At 47.5% G+C, this 17,810-nt stretch carries 6 protein-coding genes and 2 pseudogenes; 7 read left to right on the top strand and 1 reads right to left on the bottom strand.

Annotated elements, in window-relative coordinates; genetic code table 11:
• Nucleotides 1–196 precede the first annotated feature (196 nt).
• The gene (locus PSE7429_RS13320) at nt 197–1,489 is read right to left on the bottom strand and encodes an MFS transporter (protein WP_071590149.1); all 1,293 of its coding nucleotides are present in this window, start codon (nt 1,487–1,489) and stop codon (nt 197–199) included.
• Between the two features lie 195 nt (nt 1,490–1,684).
• On the opposite strand from PSE7429_RS13320, the gene PSE7429_RS13315 reads away from it, so the two are divergent.
• The 7 genes and pseudogenes from PSE7429_RS13315 (at nt 1,685) to PSE7429_RS13295 (ending at nt 17,746) form a co-directional block, all read left to right on the top strand.
• Nucleotides 1,685–3,355, top strand: coding sequence for a 3-oxoacyl-[acyl-carrier-protein] synthase III C-terminal domain-containing protein (locus tag PSE7429_RS13315; RefSeq protein WP_009627741.1), 1,671 nt, complete (start codon nt 1,685–1,687; stop codon nt 3,353–3,355).
• A gap of 143 nt (nt 3,356–3,498) precedes the next feature.
• A pseudogene (locus tag PSE7429_RS28205) lies at nt 3,499–4,986 on the top strand (condensation domain-containing protein); the annotation flags it as partial.
• Nucleotides 4,987–5,049: 63 nt separating this feature from the next.
• A pseudogene (locus tag PSE7429_RS28200) lies at nt 5,050–6,363 on the top strand (amino acid adenylation domain-containing protein); the annotation flags it as partial.
• A complete protein-coding gene (locus PSE7429_RS28195) occupies nt 6,364–7,017 on the top strand; it encodes an AMP-binding enzyme (protein WP_456153980.1) in 654 nt (217 codons plus the stop codon).
• A 124-nt stretch (nt 7,018–7,141) separates the two neighbouring features.
• Nucleotides 7,142–11,884: a type I polyketide synthase gene (locus PSE7429_RS13305; protein WP_009627739.1), complete on the top strand. Its 4,743-nt coding sequence runs from the start codon at nt 7,142–7,144 to the stop codon at nt 11,882–11,884.
• Between the two features lie 4 nt (nt 11,885–11,888).
• Entirely contained in the window at nt 11,889–12,968 is a 1,080-nt protein-coding gene (locus PSE7429_RS13300; RefSeq protein ID WP_009627738.1) for an LLM class flavin-dependent oxidoreductase, read from the top strand.
• A gap of 11 nt (nt 12,969–12,979) precedes the next feature.
• A complete protein-coding gene (locus tag PSE7429_RS13295; RefSeq protein WP_009627737.1) occupies nt 12,980–17,746 on the top strand; it encodes a non-ribosomal peptide synthetase in 4,767 nt (1,588 codons plus the stop codon).
• Nucleotides 17,747–17,810: the final 64 nt, after the last annotated feature.

Raw genomic sequence — 17,810 nt, 5'->3', positions numbered from 1 at the left:
ATACCAATTCACGAGGTAGTCCTAAACAGGAAAGGATTTAAACAGGTAAGGATGGGCGGCGCGAAGCGCCGCCCATCCTTACCTGTTTAGCACTACCATTCACGAAAGTGTGACAACACTTTTGTGAATTGAAAACCAAAACCAGTAAGGGCTTTCAAGTTAAGAAATGGCGTAGCCATTTCTTAACTTGGTATTACTACGATTGACCGTGGTCTGGAAGTAAATCTTCCGCGTTGCGGAGCGTTGGGAATTTATAACTAATTAACCCAATTACGACCATTAACAGTGAGGCGATCGTCACCAATAGGGCAATTCCTGAACCTTTACCTATGCCAATAATGGGCGTAAATATTGTGGCTATAAAGCTTTCAGAATTCATGGCGGGCTCAAAAATGCGATCGGCTAACACTCCCGCAATTAGACTCGCAAATGCGCCAACTACCAATCCCAGTGCATGGGCTGATGCTAGCACTCGTCCTTGCACCTCAGGCTGCACTTTGGCATACCAGATGGCATAACTGGAACTATAGGTTAGGGGAATACTAAAGGCGGCGAAGAAATGCGCTCCAATCCAAATCCAAGGCGTTTGTCCCAGACCGAGGACGCAACTGCCGATGCCCACGCCGATAAATCCGATGATCATCCCCCGAATTTGGCGTTTAAAGCCCCCAAAAACGCTCAAGGTCGCCCCTCCCACAACACCGCCTATACCTGCCGCAGTCACAACCATGCTCAATATCTGAGTACTTCCATTAGTACGAGCGAGGATCATGGGTTGATATAGAGTTTCTACCATGTGGTAGGTAAACAGAAACAGGCAAAAAGTAACGGTCATTGCCAATAGACTCGGTCTGGCGAGAATGTAGTTAATCCCCCAAAACAATTGCTGTCCGATCGTTTTGCGATTGATTTCAACAGTTTCTTGGCTTGCTAGTTGGGGAATGCGCACCATGAGCACCGTTACAATGCCGATTAAAAAAGTTGTGAGGTCGATCGCAATGATGCCAATCAAGCCGATCGCGGGATAGAGTCCACCGACAAGCGCGGGCGCGATAATTGCCGAACTGTAGTTGATCAGCGTTCTCATGCTACTCACGCGGGCGTAGTGCTGCTGAGGAACGATGGATGAAATCGATGCGGAAAAAGCTAGCCCTTGCATCTGTCCGCAGCAGCCATAGATGACTGCTAAGGAATATAGATGCCAGAGATGGAGGTTTTGCGTTGCGTAAAGCAATCCAATTAGAACCGTACATAGAGCGACCCCCACATCGCTAAAAATCATCAGATATTGACGATTGAAGCGATCGATAATTAGCCCAGCGAATAGAGCGATCGCTATTTGGGGGAGCAGAAAAAAGAAACTGAGGAGCGCGATCGCTGTGGTTTGCTGAGTCATTTGCCAAATCCAGATGGTGAGTGCAAATTGGGTCATCTCTGTCCCAATCGCCGAAGCCATCTGCCCGCTCCAAAGAATTGTAAAAATACGCACGACAAAAATCTTTAAACATCTTCAAAAATAATGTTCCATCATGGCATATTTATTGATAAAGATTACTAATAAATAAAATTGAATACTCCATGATATCTTTGTGTATATCGCTTGTTTCTCGGAGATTGATATGTTAATGTCAATATATTCTCTTGAGAATAATATGCAAGAAGCTTGTAAACCTTTGAAAAATTTATGAAGATCGTGCAATCGGTTGGTATTCGTTCGCTGGCAGTCAGCTTTCCCCACACAATTCGCACCAATCAATATTGGCAACAAAAATTCCCTGAATTGTTTCAGGTTAACCCAAGGCAAAGGCGAGTGAAACTGTCTGAAGCCCCTGAATCTAAGGAGTCTAGCGCCACTGCCAACGGAATCGATCTCTGGTTGCAAGAACTTACGACCTATCTAGCCGATCCATTTCGAGGCAGTGTCAATCGGCATGTGGTATCAGAAGGTGAATCCTCCCTATTGCTTGAATGTCAAGCAGCTCAAGATGCCATTAGGGCGGCGAATCTATCGCCCGATCAGATCGATTTAGCCCTCGTTTCTTCGCTCTTTCCCGATACGGTGGGAACTGGGCTAGCGACTCAACTGGCGGAGCGCCTAGGACTGACTTGTCCAGCTTGGAATCTAGAATCGACCTGCGCTAGTGCCCTAATTGCGCTCCATACCGCTCAAGCTTTCTTGCAAACTGGAACCTATCGTCATATTTTGATTGTGGCTTCCCATCTGGGCTCTCAAGCGGTGAATGAAGCTGATACTCTTTCCCTGTCGATGGGGGATGGGGCTGGAGCGATGGTTGTGAGTAGCGATCGCCCAAATCGTGGACTCATGAGTACGAAAATCGTACCGACAACAGCAACGATCGGAGCCTACATCCATGGGTTAGCGATCGATGCCCAAGGGAATCCACGCTTCCAAACTAGCACAGGTGACAATGCCAGTAGTCTCGGAGAAACAGCCGTGGATCGGGTGCGTCAATGTTGTTTAACCGCTATCAAAGAAGCAGGTGTTAGTCTCGACCAAATCCATTGTTTTGCCTTTAATACACCCACAGCTTGGTATGCGAGCGTATGCGCTAAAGCATTGGGAATCGATCCTGCGAAGGTAATCGACCTATATCCACTCTATGCCAATCTTGGTCCTGTATTTCCCATTGCCAATCTCTATCATGCGACAATGAAGGGGAAAATTCGTGACAACGATTTGGTGTTGGTATATGCCAACGGTGCTGCTGCGACTGCTGCCGCGATTGTAATGCGCTGGGGGGACGTGGGCTTAGGGTCTAGGATTCCCCCAGCCTTGAATCTATCCCAAGATAAATCGCAAGATAAATTGCAAGAAATTGCGCAGTTAGAAAATCCAATTCCTTTAGAAAAACAGATAGAGAGACAGATAGAAAAACAGATAGAGAACCAAATTCTCCCTCTTTCTATTGAGCAGCCTGTAGCTTTGTTTGCAGAAACTCCGATCAAGCAGCAACTGGAGATGGCTGATTTTGACGATCGCTATAGGATCTTGGTTTCTTATCTACGGGATTGGCTAACAAATTCACAACAAATTGCCCCCAGTAATATCAGCGATCGCGATTGTTTGGCGACTTTACTGGATTCTTTAATGGCGATCGTTTTCCGCCATCGTATTGAAACCGATTTACAAATCCGCGTACCGATGGAGAATTTTTTTGGCGAAAATACGATCCAGCATCTGGCGGAATTTTTGCTAGCTCGGCTAGCAGTTGCCAAGATTATTAACCATAATGCGCTCGAAAATGTGTTTGAAAATGCGATCGGCAATGTGCTTGAAAATGCGATCGCGGGAAACTCTCACAGTCAGCTAGATCGAGAAATTATCAGCTTGTAGAGCGTTCTTATACATACCATTATTCTTCTCATTATTGCTACCAAATTGCTACCAATCTCATTATTTTTACCTAGGCAGAAATAATGAACGAACGTTTATCCAGCTAATCCAGAGCTAATCCAGAGCTAATCCAGAGCTAATCTATGAATCTGTATTCACTTTTAAACTCACTCTCTAATATCGGTATTAAATTATCGGCTGAAGGCGAATCTCTGCTAGTTGATGCACCGCAGGGAGTCTTAACTGCCGAACTGCGCGACTCCATAATTAAGCGCAAGAGCGAGATTTTGGCATTGCTGCACCAGCATCAGACTAGTCCTAAGGAAAACGATTTGCCCGCGATCGTCCCCGATCCCGAATCGCGTTATGAGCCATTCCCTCTGACTGATATGCAGCACGCTTTTTGGATTGGACGCAGTGGCGTACTGACATTGGGCAATGTTTCCAATCATGGATACTATGAAATAGAAGGAAGTCATCTCGATCTCGAACGCTTAAATCTCGCCCTACAGCAATCGATTTCGCGCCATGATATGTTGCGAGCCATCGTGCGTCCCGATGGACAACAGCAAATCCTGAAGGAAGTTCCTCCCTATCACCTTGCGGTGGTAGATTTGCGCGGACAAACACCGACAGCGATCGCTGATCGTCTTGCGGCTATCAGAGAAGAGATGTCCCATCAAGTGTTACCCGCCGATCGCTATCCTTTGTTTGATTTTCGCGTGACCTATTTAGATGGCGATCGCACCCGTTTGCATATCAGTTACGATCTGCTTGTATTTGATGCTTGGAGCCTATTCCGTCTATTTGAGGAATGGTTTCAACTCTATCAATGTCCCGAGGCGGTTTTGCCACCGTTAGAGCTTTCCTTTCGGGACTACGTCCTCGCCGAACAGTCCTTACCGCAAACCAAGCTTTATCAGCGATCAGAGGAATATTGGCTCAAACGCCTTAAAAATTTGCCCCCCGCGCCAGAATTGCCCCTCGCCAAAAATCCGCAAGAACTAAAACAGCATCGCTGTAAACGCTATCACGCCCAAATGGAACGAGATGACTGGCAAAGGCTCCAACAAAAAGCCAAAAATATTGGTTTAACATCTTCGGGGCTATTACTTGCCGCCTTTGCCGAAATCATCGCTCTCTGGAGTCAAAATCCGCAATTTACCTTAAATTTGGCGCTATTTAATCGCCTACCAATGCATCCCCATGTCAATCACCTATTGGGGGACTTTACCTCAGTAACCTTACTAGAGGTGGATAATTCTCGACAAGAAGCCTTTGGCGATCGCGCCCTTCGACTCCAAAAACAACTCTGGCAGGATCTCGAACATCGCTATTTTAGTGGGGTGAGGGTGACGCGAGAACTCACTCGCCAACAGGGTAACGTACCCAATGCGATGCCCGTAATTTTTACCAGTACCCTCGGATTTGCCGCTATGGGTCAGGAAACTTTAACCTTTAGCCATTTTGGTGAGTTAGTATATGGCATCAGCCAAGCTTCTCAAGCTTGGATGGATGTGCAGGTTTGGGAAGAGAAGGAAACTCTCACCTTTAACTGGGATGTGGTGGACGAACTGTTCCCAGATGGCGCGATCGCCGATATGTTTGCGACCTATTGTCATTTCCTCGAACGCCTAGCTAATTCTGAGGAGATCTGGAGTGAAACAAATCGGCAATTACTCACTTCTGATCAATTGTTCAATAGAAATATTGCCAATTTCACAGATGCCGATATTCCGAAGGTTTTATTGCAAGAACTATTTAAGGAGCGAGTAAGGGAATATCCCGATCTCCCTGCGGTAATTACTTCCCAAAAATCTATTTCCTATCAGGAATTAAGCGATCGCGCCCATCAGGTGGGTTATAAACTCAGACATTTAGGTGTAGTTCCCAACCAGTTAGTAGCGATCGTTATGGAAAAGGGATGGGAGCAGATCGTTGCGGTCATGGGAGTTTTATTATCAGGAGCCGCCTATGTGCCCATTGCCCCCGACCTGCCGCCAGAGCGATTGCAATATCTCTTGAAAAATAGCGAAGTACAAATTGTATTAACTCAATCTTGGTTAGATGACACCTTGATTTGGGATCACAGTATGAAGAGACTTTGTCTCGATCGCGAAGACTTTTATCAAGATTTTCATACAGATTTTCATGATGAGAATGAACTATCTCTCCCACCTCTGCAAAATCCTGACGATCTTGCCTATGTAATCTATACTTCTGGCTCCACGGGTTTGCCCAAAGGAGTAATGATCACCCACCGCAATGTCGCGAATGTGGTCGTTTACACGAACAAAAACTATCAAGTTACCCATCGCGATCGCATCCTTGCTTTAACGGCGCTTAATCACGATCTATCTGTTTATGACATTTTTGGGATGCTCAGTGCGGGGGGCGCGATCGTCTTGCCTGAGGCGCGATCTCTCAAGGATCCCCACCATTGGGCAGAACTAATCGAGACGCAGCAAGTGACATTGTGGAACTCGGTTCCAGCCATGATGGAAATGTTGGTGAATGCTGTCAGCGATCGCGAGGCATCCGCTACTTCTAATTTTACCTCTAATTTGCGTTTAGCCATATTAGGAGGGGATTGGTTTCCCGTCTCCCTACCCCATCGCATTAGGGCTGTAGTTCCCCATATCGATCTATTGAGTATTGGGGGACCAACCGAAACCACCATTTGGAATATTGGCTATCAAGTGAATGAAGTTTCTCCTGATTGGAAAAGTATTCCCTACGGTCAGCCGATGACCAACTCAAAATACTACATTTTGAATGAAGCCTTAGATGATTGTCCGACATGGGTAGCGGGTCAAATGTATTGCGCGGGAGTGCAGGTAGCCAAAGGTTATTGGCAAGACGAAACTAGAACTAAGGCTGCTTTTATCACTCACCCAAGAACGGGTGAGAGAATTTATCGTACTGGCGATCGCGGTCGCTATTTAAAGGATGGCACGATTGAATTTTTAGGTCGGGTCGATTTTCAAATTAAACTACGTGGTCAGCGTATGGAAGCAGGGGAAATTGAAGCTGCCTTAATGCAACATCCTAAGGTCAAAACCGCCATTATTAAAATCGTGGGAGAGGGACAACAGGCTCAGTTAGCGGCTTACATTATTCCCCAGATGGAAGATGCGACGAATGTAGCGCCAACGGTGGAGGAACTCAGTCAATTTTTAGGACATAAGTTGCCGAGTCCTATGATTCCTTCTATCTATTTGTTCCTTGACAAACTACCCCTATCGGCTAATGGGAAGGTTGATCGCCAAGCACTACCGACGCAGGTGTCCTTATTTCAAACCAGAGTGGCAGCCTACACCGCTCCGCAAAATACAATCGAACACGCGATCGTTTCCGTTTTGCAAGCGGAGTTAGAATTGGAAAAGGTTGGTGTCAATGACAATTTCTTCGATCTCGGCGCAAATTCACTGCTAATTACTAACGTTTATCGCAAACTAGGGCTCGCTTTGCCGCAGGAAATTCAATTGATTTCTCTGGTCGATCTCTTTAGCTATCCCACGGTGAAGGCTTTAGCGCAGCGATTGACCCAAGGGCAGACCACAAATGTTTTAGAGCAGCAGAAATCAGCGCAAAGATTGGATGCTGGCAAGAATCGGATTAAACAGCGATTGGATCGCTCTAAACAGACAAATGTTCTGTGATAAATGGCTACTTAATACCAATTCCCAAAATGGCGTTGCCATTTTGGGAATCTCAAAACCTTGAATGCGCATAAATCCTGCGATCGCGATTAATCGAGATTAATATTTTTACCAAATAAGCATTATGAATTCCCATCAAAATGGTTTAGAAATAGCAGTAATCGGTCTGGCGGGCAAGTTGCCAGGAAGCCCTACCATTGATGATTTCTGGAAAAATCTAGAAACAGGTGTAGAGCTAGTCACTCCCTTTAGTAAGTTTAGCAAATCCCAATCATCCCCGCAGGAAGCAGATGCTAAGGATATCCCTTTGTCCGCAAAGATACCTCGATTTGGATCGGTATTGCAGGATGTTGATCAATTTGATGCGGCTTTCTTTGGATTCAATCCTAGGGAAGCAGAAGCTATGGATCCCCAGCATCGACTTTTTCTGGAATGTGCTTGGGAAGCTCTCGAAAATGCAGGTTATCGGTCTGAAACTGAGTCTAGTCCCATTGGCGTATTTGCTGGCGTAGGCATGGGAACCTATCTGCTCTACAACCTGAGTCCCAATCCAAACTTTATTGAGTCGAGAGGATTCTTACAAACTTTAGTGGGAGTGGACAAAGACTACCTGCCTACCCGCGTTTCCTACAAGTTGAATCTCAAAGGTCCCAGCATGAGCGTGGGAACAGCCTGTTCAAGTTCTCTCGTCGCAGTCCATTTAGCCTGTCAAAGTTTGTTGAGTGGCGAATGTGATATGGCTCTGGCGGCGGGAGTTTCCGTAAAAGTGCCCCAGAATGAATCAACCCTATCCCCCGAAGAGATCGTCTCTCCCGATGGTCATTGTCGAGCCTTTGACTGTGGGGCGAATGGCACGGTGGGCGGCAATGGTTTGGGGGTCGTAGTACTAAAGCGCTTAGAAGATGCGATCGCCGATCGCGATTACATTTATGCAGTAATCAAGGGCTCGGCAATTAACAATGATGGATCGATGAAAGTCGGCTATACCGCTCCCAGTCAGGAAGGTCAAGCAAGAGCGATCCGTGCTGCGCAAATGATGGCGGAAGTAGAACCCGACACCATTACCTATATGGAAACCCACGGTACGGGCACGGCTTTGGGCGACCCGATCGAAGTTGCTGCTATGACCCAAGCTTTTCGAGTCGCGACCGATCGCCGCCAATTCTGTGCGATCGGTTCCGTGAAAACTAATGTGGGTCATTTAGATGCTGCTGCAGGAATTACGGGTTTCATTAAAACTGTACTGATGCTGCATCACAAAAAGATTCCCCCCAGTCTTAACTTCACAGCGCCCAATCCTCAGATTGACTTTGCGAATAGCCCATTTTTTGTCAATACCCAACTGACGGCATGGGAACCCCAAGGAATCCCTCGAAGGGCTGGCGTGAGTTCCTTTGGTTTTGGCGGCACAAATGTACATGTTGTGTTAGAAGAAGCTCCTGCACCAATGGCAGTAACCGATCTAAAGCCGAGGGCTTATCAGATCCTCGCGCTTTCCGCCAAAACAGAGACAGCCTTGGCGAAGGCGACTGCAAATTTAGGCGATTATCTCAACCAAAAAAACGAGCTTAACTTAACGGATGTCGCCTATACCTTGGGGATTGGACGTTGGGCGCTACCCCATCGAAGGGTGGCGATCGCCCAAACCTTGGCAGATGCCAGCCAAATCTTGCAACAGCCAGAGCGATCGCTGACAGGACATGCTGAAGCGAATAATACGGCAGTTATGTTCATGTTTTCTGGGCAAGGCTCGCAGTATCTAAACATGGCGCGAGAGCTATATATGAGCGAGCCGACTTTTCAAGCAGAATGCGATCGCTGTTTTTCGATCCTCTCGACCCAGTATCAAATCGATCTGTGTTCCATATTATTTGCCGAGGGGGAAGCAATGCCATCCGCGAAGCAGAAATTAACGCAGACTGCGATCGCCCAACCTGCCATATTTGTGATCGAATATGCCCTTGCCAAATTGTGGATGTCTTGGGGGGTAAAGCCCCAATCGATGATCGGGCATAGTATCGGCGAATATGTGGCGGCCTATCTTGCGGGCGTTTTCTCGCTTGATGATGCCCTAGCTCTCGTTGCTCTGCGCGGGAGCTTGATGCAACAACAGCCCCAAGGAGCCATGCTTGCCGTGAGCCTATCGTCCACAGATGTTCAGTCTTTTCTCGGAGCGGATCTCTTCCTTGCTGCTGTTAATAGTCCATCGCTCTGTGTCGTTTCAGGAGCAATAGAAGCGATCGCCAAACTGCAACATGCACTATCCGCTCAAGAGATCGCTTGTCAACCTTTACATACCTCCCATGCCTTTCATTCGCCGATGATGGAAGGAGCGATCGCGCCATTGGTCGAGCATTTACAGAAAATGACGTTGCATCCACCGCAAATTCCATTTATTTCCAATGTAACAGGTACTTGGATTACGTCCGCATCTGCCACCGATCCCCAATATTGGGCGCAGCATTTGCGGCAACCCGTTCAGTTTTCGCAGGGTATTGCCGAGCTATTAAATAATGCCGATGCCATTTTATTGGAAGTAGGTGCAGGACGCACGCTTAGCACCTTAGCCAAGCAGCAGTCAAGCGATCGCTTAATTCTTAGTTCTTTACCCCATCCCCAAGATCGATCTTCAGAACTAGAATTTCTCCTCAAAACCTTGGGACAACTTTGGCTGCATGGTGTAGAAATTGATTGGGCGGAATTTTATGCGCAACAGCCATCGGCGCGGGTTCCCCTTCCCACCTATCCCTTTGAACGTCAGAGCTATTGGATCGAGGCTCCCCAGATAGAATCTAATGCTCGACCTGCGATCGATCTGAACAAGAAGTCGGATCTTGGCGAATGGTTCTATTTTCCCTCTTGGAAGCGTGCGGCTTTACCGATGCGAAAAGAACTAAGCGATCGCTGCTGGGTCATCTTTGGCGATCGTCAGGGCTTAGGTGCGACAATGACCCAAAGCTTGCAGCAGCGGGGATATCGGGTAATTCAGGTGCATATTGGCACTGAGTTTAGTCGCAGTGACAATGATATCTATCAAATTAATCCCAGCGATCGCCATCACTATGAGATGCTAATTCGAGAAGTTCTCACCTTGGGACAATCGCCTATAATTGCCCATCTCTGGACTTTAGGAGATCGGCTTGATGGGGAAGAATCGCAGAGGTTGGGCTTCTTTAGCCTGCTCTATTTAGCTCAAGCGATCGGTCAGCAAAATGTGACGGAAGCAATTTGCCTTGGGGTGGTCTCGAACCATACACAAGATGTATCGGGAACGGAAGTAATTTTTCCAGAAAAAGCCACGATTTTGGGAGCCTGTAAGGTGATTCCTCAGGAATATCCTCAGATCGCCTGTGGTGCGATCGATGTGGCGATCGCTGCCGACCCTGAGAATAAACCCGATCATCAACCTGAGCATAAACAATGGTGCGATCAATGCGATCACATCGTTGCGGAAATCCTCAATCTCGCCGATCGCCCCTCTGCGCCCATAGTTGCCTATCGGGGCAACTATCGCTGGTTACCAATTCATGAAGAAATCTATTTACCCTCGGTAACTCCACCTTCAGATCGGACAACAGATCGGAGAACAGAGCGGAGAACAGATCAGACAGCATTTCGTCATCGGGGATTGTATTTGATTACTGGCGGTATGGGTGGCATTGGCATGACTATTGCCGAATATCTCGCCCGTAATTTCCAAGCCCAGCTAGTTTTAATCAGTCGCACCGCTTTGCCTCCTAGGGATGAATGGGAACGATGGATGCAAAATCACGGTGACGAGGATAGTATGACCGTCAAAATTCGCAAAATCCAAGCCATGGAAGCGCATGGTGCGAAAGTGATGGTGTTAAATGCCGATGTTGCCGATCGCGAACAAATGCAATCCCTGCGCGATCGCATTCAACAAACCTTTGGAAAACTCCACGGTATTTTGCATACGGCTGGAGTCGCTGGCGATGGAATTATGCAACTCAAAGATCCCGCAGTTGCCGCTCAAGTCATGCGTCCCAAGGTTCAAGGTACGCGCGTTCTTCAACAGACTTTCCAAAACGATGAGTTAGATTTCTTGGTGCTATTTTCCTCTCTTAGTGCCGTTCTCGGTGGATTAGGACAAGTGGACTATTGTGCTGCTAATTGTTTCCTCGATGCCTTTGCGGCGCAGTCCGCGCATTCAAACCTACGCACCATTTCCATTAATTGGGATATCTGGCAGGAAATAGGGATGGGGGCAGATCTCAAGGGATTACCCGATCGCATCAAGCAGGAACGTCTAGAGGCTCTGGCTCTGGGCATCGCTCCCCAAGAGGGGCTTGAAGCTCTACAGCGCATTTTGCACAACGATTATCGTCAGGTCTTAGTTTCGACTAAAGACTGGTCATCGGTGCTGAAGCAAAGGCAACAGAACAATATGGCTCTACAGCAACCCGATGCTCCTGCGACAAGAGCAAATGCTCAAGCGGATTCTCAAGTATCATTACCGTCTGCTATAGGAGTCGCAGGACACCAGCGCTCGCTCCAATCCACTAGCTATGTAGCCCCAAGTAATGCGATCGAACAGAAAATTGCCAAACTCTGGCAAGCTCAGCTAGGGCTAGAACAGGTGGGAGTTAACGATAACTTCTTCGAGTTGGGAGGACATTCCCTATTAGCGGTGCGATTGGTGTCACAGATCCGCGAAATGTATCCTGTAGAACTATCGCTGCGGACATTGCTTTCGGATGCGCCCACGGTGGCGGGATTAGCAAGTTTAATCGGGGAGCAACTTTTGCAGCCAGAGGATCCCGATGAGATGGCAAAGATTCTTGCCGAGATCGAAAAATTATCCCTAGATGAAATACAAGCCCAGTTAGCTCAAGTGCAGGATTAGAATTATGGAATTTAGTTTGTTTTATTTCTCTGGCGATGGTTCCACAACCAGTCGCGACAAATATCATCTATTGCTAGAAGGGGCAAAATTTGCCGATCGCCATAAATTTGCCGCTGTTTGGATTCCCGAACGTCACTTCGATGCCTTTGGGGGGCTTTATCCCAATCCATCGGTGGCGGGCGCAGCGATCGCGATGATTACCGACCATATCCAAATTCGCTCTGGCAGCGTCGTCATGCCATTGCAAAATCCTTTGCGCGTTGCCGAAGAATGGGCGATGGTAGATAATCTGTCTAAGGGGCGTGTCAGTCTATCCTTTGCTCCAGGATGGCATCCTAACGATTTTGTGCTTTATCCCGAAAAGTATGCTGCCAAAAAAGAAATTATGTGGCGAGACATTCAAGTATTGCAGCAGCTTTGGCAAGGAGAGTCGATCGCCCTAATCGGTGGCAATGGTAAGCCTGTTAATATTCATACCTTTCCCAGACCATTGCAAACCAACTTGTCTATCTGGATTACCGCTCTCTCCGATGAAACCTTTCTGGAAGCTGGCAAAATTGGCGCGAACATTCTCACTTCGCCCCTGTACCAAAGCCTCGACGAAATCCTGCGGAAAATCACCCTCTATCGTCAAGCCCTAGCCCAACATGGTCACGATCCCCAAAGTGGAAAGGTTGCCATGATGATCCATACATTTATCGATCGCGATATGGATGCCGTGCGGCGCAAGGTGAAACAGCCCTTTAAAAATTATCTCAAAACCCATTTCGATCTAGTAGTCAAATCCTCTGGTGATCTGCGGTTTTCCATCGATCCTAACACCATGACTCCGCAAGACCTAGATGATCTGCTTGAGTTTAGTTTTGAAACCTATTTTAACGGCAAGGTATTAATGGGAACTCCCGCCTATTGCCAAACTATGATCGATAATCTGCAACAGGCAGGAATCGATGAAATTGCTGCTCTCATTGACTTTGGCGTGGAATTTGATTGGGTGATGGAAAGCCTAGACTTTCTCAAAGACATAAAAAATAGCTACATATCCCATCCCAATTCCCTTCCCAAATCCCCAATTCTAGTTTAGCGAGCTACCTGATGATGAATGATTTATCCAAACGAATTGCGGCTTTGTCTCCAGAGCAACAGGCTCTATTGAAACGAAGAATGTCCTTAAAGCCGAATCCATTGCCTCGTTCTCAGTCGATTCCCCAGCGCCAAGAGAAGCAGGGCAAAGGTCATCTTGAGGTTTCGTTTGGACAGCAGCGGATGTGGTTTCAGGATCGGTTAAGTCTTAATAGCGCGGTCTCCAATAATATTTCGATCGCCTTAAAAATTAAGGGCGATCTGCAAGTCACGGCTTTAGCCCAGAGTCTTCAAGCAATTCTGCAACGCCATGAAATCCTCCGTACCACTTACCAAACGATCGCAGGCGAACTAACGCAGATTATTAATCCGATCGATGATTGGCAATTAGTGATCACCGATTTGCGATCGCTCTCAACCGAGGAAAAAGAGAGGGAAGTCGAAAACATTACGCAGTCGCAAGCTTGCCAGCCCTTTAATTTAGAACGAGATATATTATTGCGGGCAGATCTACTGCAACTCAGTGCTACCGAATATATTCTGCTATTAACCCTGCATCATATTGCGGTGGATGCTTGGTCGATTGGTATTTTTTTCCGCGAACTGAGCAGGCTTTATGCAGCGCTGTCGATCGGGAACCCCTCGCCCCTCGCTTCCTTACCCATTCAATATGCAGACTTTGCGATCTGGCAGAGACAATACCTGCAAGGGGCAGTACTAGAGAAGGATCTCAGTTATTGGAAGCAGCAATTGCTCCATGCCCCCGATCTCTTGTCCTTGCCCAGCGATCGCCCGCGCCCGGCTGTCCAGTCTTTTACTGGTAAAACCCTATCTTTTACCATCCCTAAGGATCTCACAGCAGCACTCAGGGATCTATCACAACAAACGGGCAATACCTTATTTATTACCCTGCTAGCGGCGTTGCAAACATTACTATTTCGGTATAGCGGACAGGAAGATATCTTAATTGGTGCGCCGATCGCCAATCGTCAACAACCCGAACTGGAAAATTTAATCGGTTGTTTCATCAATACCTTGGTGCTGCGTACTGACCTATCGGCAAACCCCAGTTTCCTAACCCTAATGCAGCGCGTACGCGAAACTGTCTTAGGAGCTTTAGCGCATCAAACGCTTCCCTTTGAAAAATTGGTCGATGAATTACAACTGGCAAGAAATTTAAGCTACGCGCCCTTATTTCAAGTCATGCTGGTATTTCAAAATGCCTTTTCGATTGAGAATATTGAACTTCCTAATTTACAGGTCGAGCATGAGCGCATCGACAATCACACTTCTCAATTTGATTTTACGATTCACCTTGTTGAAGCGGATGGCTTAATCGGAAAGTTGGAGTACAACACCGATCTGTTTGATGAAGCTACGATTACCCGTATGTTGGCGCATTTCCAAACTCTATTAGCGGGAATTGTGGCGAATCCCGATCGCTCTCTGTTGGCATTGCCCCTACTCCCCCTAGAAGAGGAACAACAGTTACTGGCATGGAGTCAAGCCCAAACCGCTCCTGTTACTAATGCCTGCATTCATCAATTATTTGAGGCTCAGGTGCAGAGGACTCCTGATGCTATAGCGGCGATCGCTGGCAATCGCCAAATCACCTATCAAGAACTCAATCAAAGAGCCAATCAGTTAGCGCATTATCTCCAGCATCTAGGGGTTAAATCCGAAAGTCTGGTCGGACTTTATGTCGAGCGCTCCATTGATATGCTGGTGGGACTGTTCGGCATTCTCAAGGCTGGAGGGGCTTATGTCCCGATCGATCCCAACTATCCAGCGCAAAGACTGGAATTTATTCTGTCCGATGCCAAAGTTTCCGTATTACTAACCCAGAGAACTTTGATTGAGAAAATACCTCAGTTTATTGCTCCTGTTACTGAACCAGTTACTGCGCCTGTTAATGCCCCCGTTACTGCGCCTGTAATTTTGATCGATGGTGATTGGGGAAAAATTGCTTGCGAAAGTCGGGATAATTTAGAACTAGGGTCGGTGCAGAGCGATCATCTTGCCTACATTATCTACACATCAGGCTCGACGGGGCAACCCAAAGGGGTAATGGTGGAACATCATTCCTTAGTCAACTATACGGAAGCGGCGATCGCGGAATATGGTATCAGCGATCGCGATCATGTATTGCAATTTGCTTCCATCGGCTTTGATGCGGCTGCCGAAGAGATCTTTCCCTGCCTCTCGACGGGCGCAACTTTGAGATTGCGATCGGAGGAAATGATTGGCGCGATCGCCTCATTTCTCCAAACCTGCGCCGACTGGCAGATCTCCGTACTCGATCTCCCTACGGCTTTCTGGCATCAGATGGTGGCGGAAATGACCGATCGCCAGCTTGCATTACCTGACACCATCAGGTTGGTGATCCTCGGTGGTGAAAAAGCCCTCAGCGATCGCTTTGCCCTCTGGCAAAAAATGGTCAAACCGCATGTACGTTTAGTCAATAGCTACGGGCCTACAGAAGCAACGATCGTTACCACCACCGTCGATCTCGCTACCCTAGATCTCGCAGGTCGGGAGATTCCCATTGGGAAGCCTGTTCGCAATGCTAGCACCTATATCCTCGATCCATGCTTGCAGCCTACACCGATCGGCATTGCTGGCGAATTGTATATTGGTGGCATGGGTTTAGCTAGGGGCTACCTCCATCGTCGCGATCTGACCGATGCGAAGTTTATCCCCGATCGCTTTGGACTAGCAGGGGCAAGGCTTTACCAAACAGGCGATCGCGCCCGCTATTGGGCTGATGGAACCATTGAATTTCTCGGTCGGTTTGATCGTCAGGTAAAAATACGTGGATATCGGATCGAATTAGGAGAAATTGAAGCATTGCTAGCTCAGCATCCCGAAGTACAGGAAAGTCTGGCGATCGACTGGGACGATCGCACTGGGGATAAACGTCTGGTTGCCTATGTCGTTCCGAAGGCGGGCGATCGTCCTACGGCGGTCAGTCTGCGCCGCTTTCTGGAAAAGCGCCTACCCAAATATATGATTCCTGCGGGATTCATGCTGCTCTCGGCTATGCCCCTCAACAAAAATGGGAAAGTAGATCGTTCGCAATTACCCGAGCCAGAGCTATCACGTCCTGACTTAACCGAAACTTTTATTGCTCCCCGTAACGCAAGAGAATCCCAAATTGCCCAGATATTTGCCGAAATTCTGCAAATTGAACGGATTGGGATTCATGATGACTTTTTTGAGCTAGGCGGACATTCTTTACTCGCAACTAAGCTGATCGCGCAGTTATTGAGTGCTTTTCCGTCAAATCTCACGATTATCGACCTATTTCAATCGCCCACCGTGGCTGGCTTAGCCGATCGCATTGGGCAAAGTCAGATTGCTGCGCCAGATGCCCTCCAGAAGGGCGCAAAATCCCCGATCAGTATTACCGAACTTCAATCGCAACGTCCGTTAGATCTACCAATTCCCCTATCGTTTTCGCAGCAATATATTTGGGAAGCCCATCATACCAGTAGCACAGGTGCAACCCTCAATAGTTCTATTATTTTACGGTTGAAGGAAGCAGTCGATCCTGCGGTGGTGGAACGGAGTTTTAATGAACTCATCCAACGCCATGAAATCCTGCGAACAGCATTTAAGATCGTTGACGGTCAACCGATGCAATTCGTTTTACCATCGATGCATTTGCCTCTTGTCTATAGGGATTTACAACACCTAGCCCCTGCGGAACGCGAATCCGAAGCTTTTAATTTGGCGATCGCGATCGCCGAACCTGCCTTCGACTTAGCGATCGCCCCTTTAATCCGCACGACATTATTTCGTCTCGCACCACAGGAACATTGGCTATCGATCTCGATGCACCATCTCATTACCGATGGCGCTTCTTTTAGCCTCCTGCTTCAAGAATTGCATAGCCTCATCCAAGCCTTTTCCCGCGATCTGCCTTCCCCACTTTCCGCTGTGGCTCTGCAATATGCAGATTTTGCTTTCTGGCAGCATCGGGTATACAACGAAGCGGCGATCGCGCAGGAACTGAAATATTGGCAACATAAATTAGTGGGCGAATTAGTGAGCGAATTAGTGAGCGATCGGAATTCCCTCCCTCTTGCTCAGCCATTGACCAGTCGCGAGGCAAGGCATTATTTTGCGGAAATACCCGCATCCCTAGTGGAGGCGATCGTTTCTTTGAGTCGTTCTTTGGGGGTTACCAGTTTTGCTGTCTTCCTTGCGGGATTGAAACTAACCCTAGCTGCATGGCAAGGACAGCAGGAAGTAAGCGTCTTGACAACCGTGGGCAATCGTCCCCTACCTGAAACGGAACAAATGCTCGGTTGTTTTATCAACGATGTTATTTTGCGATCGCCAATCCTTCCCGAACAAACGGGCGCGAATTTTATCAAACAATTGCAAGCCAATATCAAGGAAGCGATCGAGCATAAAGAAATCCCGCTCAATCGAGTCATCGCGCAAACGCAACAATTAGGGGCTTTGCGCCTGATGGCAAGTGTGACGATGACTGCCGCCACTCAGGGATTAGAAATGATACCCCATTGGGAAGTGGTGGAAATGCAAGCTAGAAGGCAGTCTTGGGAGGATATGAAGTCAGAACTGTATATGGAAAATATACCGTTGGAGTTTTATTTGGAAATGTCAAAACCCATGCGCATTATCTTAAATTACAGTACCGAGCAATTTACAGGTGAGATGGTGGCTCAGTTGTTGGCAAACTATCAAAAGGTGCTCTTAAAACTCGTAGATTTCCCTGAGACAAGCATTTTATACCAATTCACGAAAGTATGACAACACTTTCGTGAATTGGTATATAGCTATCCCAATAGAGAGTTGCGGCGCTTCGCGCCGCAAC

It is taken from the genome of Pseudanabaena biceps PCC 7429, from assembly GCF_000332215.1.
Lineage (GTDB): Bacteria > Cyanobacteriota > Cyanobacteriia > Pseudanabaenales > Pseudanabaenaceae > Pseudanabaena > Pseudanabaena biceps.
Note: the sequence above shows the minus strand (reverse complement) of the source record. Positions and strands in the feature narration are given on the sequence as shown.

Bases quoted from the DNA above. Each gene is read 5' to 3' on its own strand.
- PSE7429_RS13315 (WP_009627741.1), top strand. From the start codon at position 1,685: ATGAAGATCGTGCAATCGGTTGGTATTCGTTCGCTGGCAGTCAGCTTT.
- PSE7429_RS28195 (WP_456153980.1), top strand. From the start codon at position 6,364: ATGGAAGCAGGGGAAATTGAAGCTGCCTTAATGCAACATCCTAAGGTC.
- PSE7429_RS13305 (WP_009627739.1), top strand. From the start codon at position 7,142: ATGAATTCCCATCAAAATGGTTTAGAAATAGCAGTAATCGGTCTGGCG.
- PSE7429_RS13300 (WP_009627738.1), top strand. From the start codon at position 11,889: ATGGAATTTAGTTTGTTTTATTTCTCTGGCGATGGTTCCACAACCAGT.
- PSE7429_RS13295 (WP_009627737.1), top strand. From the start codon at position 12,980: ATGATGAATGATTTATCCAAACGAATTGCGGCTTTGTCTCCAGAGCAA.